Below are 755 nucleotides of genomic sequence, written 5' to 3' on the forward strand. Positions count from 1 at the left end.
TTAACATTTTCAAGTTGAGCTACTCCAAATGCAGCTAAAAGATTTGGCATTCTCATATTATATCCTATTTCTGAATGATAAAATGCTTTATTTTCAGTCACTACTTTTGTTTGAGTAGATAAAAATTTTGCCCGCTCGCCATGCTCTAAATTATTAGTTACAAGCATTCCACCTGCTCCAGTAGTTATGAGTTTATTGCCATTAAAACTAAAACAACCTATATCGCCTATTGTTCCTGCCATTTTGCCATTGCAAGTAGATCCTAACGCTTCTGTTGCATCTTCTATAACAAACAGATTATGTTTTTTCGCTATTTGCATTACTTTAATCATATCTACAGGATGACCATAAATATGTACTGGCATTATAGCCTTTGTTTTAGATGTTATTAATTCTTCTATTTTGTCTACATCCATAACAAATGTGTCACGACATACATCTACAAATACAGGCTCTGCACCTACATATTTTATTGTATTAACTGGAGATATAAATGTAAGTGATGAAACTATAACCTCGTCGCCGTTTCCTATTCCAAGTGTTAACAATGCAAGTTGAAGCGCCGCTGTACCATTCATTGTAACTACAGCACTTTTGCTACCAACATATTCACTAAATTTTTCTTCAAATAAATTAACATAACTTCCTACTGAAGATACCCAATTAGTATCTATACAGTCTTTTACGTATTTGAGTTCATTGCCTCGTATCTCTGGTATACATAAAGGTATCATAACAAAAACCTCCTATTTTTT

1 protein-coding gene is annotated in these 755 nt (G+C 33.0%); it reads right to left on the reverse strand.

What is annotated here, in order from left to right:
- Positions 1-734 (reverse strand): aminotransferase class I/II-fold pyridoxal phosphate-dependent enzyme (locus KPL37_RS19515; protein ID WP_216151719.1); only part of this gene is annotated, 734 nt, incomplete at its 3' end.
- Positions 735-755: the final 21 nt, after the last annotated feature.

It is taken from the genome of Clostridium frigoris (genome assembly GCF_018861865.1).
In the GTDB taxonomy this organism is placed as follows: Bacteria; Bacillota; Clostridia; order Clostridiales; family Clostridiaceae; genus Clostridium_AD; species Clostridium_AD frigoris.